This is a genomic window from Streptomyces sp. ATLC9, from assembly GCF_057196705.1.
On the sequence record NZ_JBXUOY010000283.1, the window covers coordinates 1 to 6280 of the forward strand.

The following is a 6280-nucleotide window of genomic DNA, read 5'->3' on the forward strand; positions in this document are numbered from 1 at the left end:
GCGGGGGCCGCGCGCCGCCGCGGCGCCCCCCCCCCGCCCCGCCCCCCCCCCCCCCCCCCCCCACCGCTACCGGACGCGCCGCCTCCGGACACGGGGGAAGGATCGGAAGGGGAGGATCCGGGTGAGGCCCAGCCCGGAGAGTCACTCACAGCAGTTCACCTCGTGTTCTCGCGGCCTGTCCGTGGGGATGTATCGGCTGGTTGGCAGCCATCGTGCCATGGGCCGCCGTGGAACGGCGCGGGCCCTGCGGCTCCCGGTTGCCTTCGACTGATGGTCGGGAGAAGGGGCAGACTGTCCGAATGGTTGACCAGACTGAGGAACGATCCACGGCTTCGGCGCCCGATGACGCACCGGTTCCCGTTCCCGCGCTGCGCTGGGAGGAACCTCCTGAAGGGCCGGTGGTGGTGTTGCTCGACCAGACCCGGCTGCCCGTCGAGGAGGTCGAGCTCGTCTGCACCGACGTGCCCGCACTGGTGGAGGCGATCCGCTCGCTCGCGGTGCGCGGGGCGCCGCTGCTGGGGCTGGCGGGCGCGTACGGCGTCGCGCTGGCCGCCGCCCGCGGGTACGACGTGACCGATGCGGCCGAGCAGCTCAGGCACGCGCGTCCGACCGCGGTCAACCTCGGGTACGGGGTGGACAGGGCCGAGCGGGCCTTCCGGACGGCGGCGGACGGCGGCGCGGGGTACGAGCGGGCGGCCGCCGCGGCGCTGGCCGAGGCCCGGGTTCTGCACCGCGAGGACGCCGAGGCGAGCGAGCGGATGGCCGTGCACGGTCTGGCTCTGCTGGGTGAGCTGCTGCCGGGCGGCGGCTACCGTGTTCTCACCCACTGCAATACCGGGGCGCTGGTGTCCGGCGGGGGAGGCACCGCGTTCGGGGTGGCGCGTGCGGCGCACCGCGCCGGCGAGCTGCGCCGGCTGTGGGTGGACGAGACCCGGCCGCTGCTCCAGGGGGCACGGCTGACGGCGTACGAGGCCGCTCGGGAGGGCATGGCCTACACGATCCTGGCGGACAACGCGGCCGGCTCGCTGTTCGCGGCGGGCGAGGTGGACGCGGTGCTGGTCGGCGCGGACCGGATCGCGGCCGACGGCTCGGTGGCGAACAAGATCGGTAGTTACCCGCTGGCGGTGCTGGCCCGCTACCACCATGTGCCGTTCGTGGTCGTGGCACCCGTGACCACGGTGGACCTGGAGACGGCCGACGGCGGTTCGATCGAGGTGGAGCAGCGTCCCGGCCATGAGGTGACGGAGTTCGCGCCGCCGACGGTGCCGGGGGCCGGGGCGGAACCGGGCAGCGGCGTTCCGGTGGCTCCGCTGGGCGCGCAGGCGTACAACCCGGCCTTCGACGTCACTCCGGCGGAACTGGTGACGGCGATCGTCACCGAGCGGGGTGTGGTCTCACCGGTCACGGGGGGCGCGCTGGCCGAGCTGTGCTCGCCCTCACCGTCACCCCGGGCGGAGTCCCGATCGGGTGATGGGATGATGGACACATGAAGGGACGCGTCCTGGTCGTCGATGACGACACCGCACTGGCGGAGATGCTCGGCATCGTGCTGCGCGGCGAAGGCTTCGAACCGTCGTTCGTGTCGGACGGAGACAAGGCCCTCGCCGCCTTCCGCGAGACCAAGCCCGACCTCGTACTGCTCGACCTGATGTTGCCGGGCCGGGACGGCATCGAGGTGTGCCGGCTGATCCGTGCCGAATCCGGGGTGCCGATCGTCATGCTCACGGCCAAGAGCGACACCGTCGACGTGGTGGTGGGCCTGGAGTCGGGGGCCGACGACTACATCGTCAAGCCGTTCAAGCCCAAGGAGCTGGTGGCCCGCATCCGGGCGCGGCTGCGGCGGTCGGAGGAGCCCGCGCCCGAGCAGCTCGCCATCGGCGATCTGGTCATCGACGTGGCGGGGCACTCGGTGAAGCGCGACGGGCAGTCCATAGCGCTGACCCCCCTGGAGTTCGACCTGCTGGTGGCCCTCGCACGCAAGCCGTGGCAGGTCTTCACCCGCGAGGTGCTCCTGGAACAGGTGTGGGGCTACCGTCACGCGGCGGACACCCGGCTGGTCAACGTCCATGTGCAGCGGCTGCGCTCCAAGGTCGAGAAGGACCCGGAGCGGCCCGAGATCGTGGTGACCGTACGCGGCGTGGGGTACAAGGCCGGGCCAAGCTGACATGTGGCGTGGCGGTCGATTCCTCCCGGACGGGCTGCTGTCCGAAGGGGCGACGGGCAGCCGGGCGCACCCTCTGTTCCGGATGTTCGTCCGCTGGGTACGGCGCCCGCTGCTGGCCGTGGTACGGCTGTGGCGGCGCAACATCCAGCTGCGGGTGGTGACCGCCACACTGCTGATGTCCCTCGCGGTCGTCCTGCTGCTGGGCCTGGTCGTCATCGGCCAGGTCAGCAACGGGCTCCTGGATGCCAAGCAGCAGGCCGCGCGGAGCCAGGCCGCCGGCGGCTTCGCGGTGGCCGAGCAGCTGGCCGACGACGTGGTTCCGGGAGGCACCGGCAACGGCCGCGACGTGCGCCAGGACACCGGCACCTGGCTGAACGATCTGGTGACGCAGCTGGCCAGCGGCGGCCAGGGCGTCTACTACCTGGTGGCGCTCAGCTCCGAGGAGGGGCCGGACACCTTCGGCGCGGGCGAGGGATCGGGCACCCACGGGCCCCGCGCGTCCTTCGACCTCAAGCCCGAGGAGAGCGTGTCGCAGCAGCTGCGCGAGGCGCTGGACGACAGCCCCGACACCTACGAGCAGTACGGCACGATCGTGCTGGAGGGCGGCCGGACCGAGGCCGCGCTGGTCATAGGCAAGCGCCTCGGCGACCCCAACGGCGACCCGTACCAGCTGTACTACCTCTTCCCGTTCCAGCAGGAGGAGAAGTCCCTCAGCCTGGTCAAGGGCACCCTCGCCACCGCGGGGGTCTTCGTGGTGGTGCTGCTGGGGGCCATCGCCTGGCTCGTCGTGCGCCAGGTGGTCACTCCCGTCCGGATGGCCGCCAGGATCTCCGAGCGGCTCGCCGCCGGACGCCTCCAGGAGCGGATGAAGGTCAGCGGTGAGGACGACATCGCCCGGCTGGGTGAATCGTTCAACAAGATGGCGAAGAACCTCCAGACGAAGATCCAGCAGTTGGAGGAGCTGTCCCGGATGCAGCGCCGCTTCGTCTCGGACGTCTCCCACGAGCTGCGCACCCCGCTCACCACGGTGCGGATGGCCGCCGACGTCATCCACGAAGCCCGCGACGAGTTCGACCCGGTGACGGCCCGCTCGGCCGAGCTGCTGCTGGGCCAGCTGGACCGCTTCGAGTCGCTGCTGGCGGATCTGCTGGAGATCAGCCGGTTCGACGCCAAGGCGGCCGCGCTGGAGGCCGACCCGGTGGATCTGCGCGACGTGGTCAGGCGTGTTCTGGAGGGTGCGGAGCCGCTCGCCGAGCGCAAGGGCAGCCGTCTTCTGGTGTACGGCGACGAGCGACCGGTGGTGGCGGAGGCCGACGCCAGGCGTGTCGAGCGGGTGCTGCGCAATCTCGTGGTCAACGCGGTCGAGCACGGTGAGGGACGGGACATCGTGGTCCGGCTCGCCTCGGGCGGCGGCGCGGTGGCCGTGGCGGTGCGCGACTACGGTGTGGGGCTCAAGCCGGGCGAGGCCAACCGGGTCTTCAACCGCTTCTGGCGCGCCGACCCGGCCCGTGCCCGTACCACGGGCGGCACCGGTCTGGGCCTGTCCATCGCGGTCGAGGACGCCAGGCTGCACGGTGGCTGGCTGCAGGCATGGGGCGAGCCGGGCGGCGGTTCGCAGTTCCGGCTGACCGTTCCGCAGACCGCGGGGGAGCCGCTGCGCGGTTCCCCCATCCCCCTGGAGCCGGCCGACTCCCGTCGCCGGAGGGAGGCGGCCCAGGCCCCGCCCGGTGAGGCGCGTGCCTCCGCGCCGTCCCCGGCCGCGTCCCGGGGTACCGCGCAGGAGCCGCACCGGTCGCCCGGTGGCGCGGTGGCGGCGCCGCCGCGGGAGGCCGCGGACGGCGGGAGCGAACCGGGCGGGGGGGAGCCGGGTATGCGGAGGCGGACGGCGAGGGAGCCGGAAGAGCCGATGGAGGAGCAGGGTGGACATGGCGACCATGGCGAACGGCAAAGCGGCCGGCGAGGCGACTGAGCGTCCCCGCCGGGGTCCGCGTCCGCTGCGTTCCTCCCGCGGCCGCCGCAGGCCCGCAGCGGCGCTCGGCGCGCTCGTCCTGCTGCTCGCCGGATGCGCGTCGATGCCCTCCGAAGGGGAGGTCCGCAGGATAGACCCTCCCTCCCGGTCCGACACCGACTCCCAGGCGCGGGTGTTCGGGGTGAGCCCGCGCAAGGGTGCGCAGCCCTGGCAGATCGTGCGCGGTTTCCTGGAGGCCACCACGAGTGACGAACCGGAGTTCGCCACCGCCCGTGAGTACCTCACCGGCGGGGCCGCGCAGGGCTGGGACCCCTTCGCCCGTACGACGGTGCTCGACGCCACCCCCTCCGTGCGCACCTCCGGCGGCTCTTCCATCAGTGAGGAGAAGGGCACCACCCTGGAGGTGACCGGCTCCACCGTCGCGCTGGTGGACAGCGAGCACGCCCACCGGCCCAGCGACGGGACATACCGGGAGACGTTCCACCTCGTCCGGGTAGGGGGCGAGTGGCGTATCGACCGGCTGCCGGACGGGCTGGTGGTGGCCGAGGCCGACTTCGAGCGCAACTACGAGTCGGTCAACACCTACCACTACGCCGACCTGGGCCCGGACACCGGCGCGGTGACGCGGGGCGAGGACGTCCTGGTCGCCGATCCGGTCTACGTCCGGGAACGCATAGACCCGCTGACCGAGGCGGTCGAGGCGTTGCTGGACGGCCCGACCGGCTGGCTGGCCCCGGTGACCGGCTCGGCCTTCCCCGGGGGCGCACGGCTCGCCGGCGGCGCGAGGCTCTCCCCGAACGACTCCGGCACGCTGACCGTCCCGCTGGTCGTACGCGACGGGAAGGGGCGCGAGCGTCCGCTCAGGACGGGGAGCGCCCAGTGCGACCGGATGGCCGCACAGGTGCTGTACACCGTGGGCGGCCAGGTGCCGGCCAAGACCTTCCGTGTCCGGCTGACGGGAGGAGGCAGGGAGCTGTGCTCGCTGACGCGTGACGAGGCCGAGGCGTACGCGCCGGGCCGGCTGGGCGGCGACGGCGGCCAGTACTTCGTCGACGACCGCGACCGGCTGGCCGTGGTGCTGGGCGACGGTGACCGGACCGCTCCCGTCGGCGGTCCGTTCGGCACGGGGCAGGCCCGGATGAGCGCGGTCTCGGTGAGCCGGGACGAGAAGCGCGGTGCCGGGGTGTCGCTGGACGGCCGGTCGCTGTTCGTCGCCCCGCTCACCGCCGACACCGGGCTCGGCGACCCTCTCGTGACCAGCGGCGCGCAGCGGGAGAGGGACGGACTGACGGCTCCGAGCTGGGACGGACTCGGCGATCTGTGGGTGGCCGACCGCGATCCGGACGGGTCCCGGCTGCTGTGGCTGCGCGGGGGCCAGGAGGAGCCCAGGGAGGTCGAGGTGGCCGGTCTCGGCCGCGGTCGCATCGAGGCGCTGAGGGTCTCCTCGGACGGTGTGCGCATGGCGCTGCTCGTCAGCGAGGGGGACCGGACGACTCTCCGGCTCGGACGCATCGAGCGGGAGGAGACCGGGGACGGGGAGCCCAGGGCGACCGTGGAGGGCCTGCGGTCCATCGCGCCGCGGATGGAAGAGGTGCTGGACGCCTCCTGGGCGGGTGACAGCAGGCTGGTGGTCGTCGGCCGGGAGGCGAAGGGCGTGCGGCAGTTGCGCTACACGGCGACGGACGGCTCGTCGGCCGGGCCCTCGACGCTGCCCGGGCTCAACGGGGTGACCGGGGTGGCGGCCTCGGAGAACAGTGAGAAGCCGCTGCTGGCCGACACGGAGGAGGGTATCGCCCGGCTCGATCGGGCCGAGTGGGAACTGGTCACGGACGAAGGGTCGATGCCCGTCTACCCGGGGTAGTCGTCCCGGTGTGCTCGGTATGCGGGAATGGTGGGGAGAACTGGCCGGCCTGGTGCTGCCGGCCGACTGCGCCGGCTGCGGTCTGCCGCGCGCCGGCCTGTGTGCGCGGTGCCGCGGGCTGCTGCGCGGCTGCCGGCCCCGGCGGGTACGGCCGGATCCGCCGTTGGACGGTCTGCCGTCGGTCCACGCGTGTCTGACGTACGCCGACGAGGCGCGGGCCGTGCTGCTCGCGCACAAGGAGCGCGGCGCCCTGCGGCTGGCCGCTCCGCTGGGGGCGGTGCTTGAC

Annotated in this window: 4 protein-coding genes and 1 pseudogene; all 5 read left to right on the top strand. The window is 73.3% G+C overall.

Translation table 11 applies throughout. From position 1 onward, the window contains the following. Positions 1 to 299 precede the first annotated feature (299 nt). A complete protein-coding gene (gene mtnA, locus AC2CJA_RS22505) occupies positions 300 to 1490 on the top strand; it encodes an S-methyl-5-thioribose-1-phosphate isomerase (RefSeq protein WP_484604501.1) in 1191 nt (396 codons plus the stop codon). Next, positions 1487 to 2164: a two-component system response regulator MtrA gene (mtrA, locus tag AC2CJA_RS22510; RefSeq protein ID WP_014061181.1), complete on the top strand. Its 678-nt coding sequence runs from the start codon at positions 1487 to 1489 to the stop codon at positions 2162 to 2164. Before mtnA ends, mtrA begins: the two co-directional genes overlap by 4 nt. 1 nt (position 2165) lies before the next feature. Continuing rightward, a complete protein-coding gene (mtrB, locus tag AC2CJA_RS22515) occupies positions 2166 to 4133 on the top strand; it encodes an MtrAB system histidine kinase MtrB (protein WP_484604502.1) in 1968 nt (655 codons plus the stop codon). Then, on the top strand, positions 4090 to 5994 hold the full coding sequence (locus AC2CJA_RS22520; protein WP_484604503.1) for an LpqB family beta-propeller domain-containing protein: 1905 nt from the start codon (positions 4090 to 4092) through the stop codon (positions 5992 to 5994). Before mtrB ends, AC2CJA_RS22520 begins: the two co-directional genes overlap by 44 nt. 19 nt (positions 5995 to 6013) lie before the next feature. Next, positions 6014 to 6280, top strand: a pseudogene (locus AC2CJA_RS22525) (ComF family protein); the annotation flags it as partial.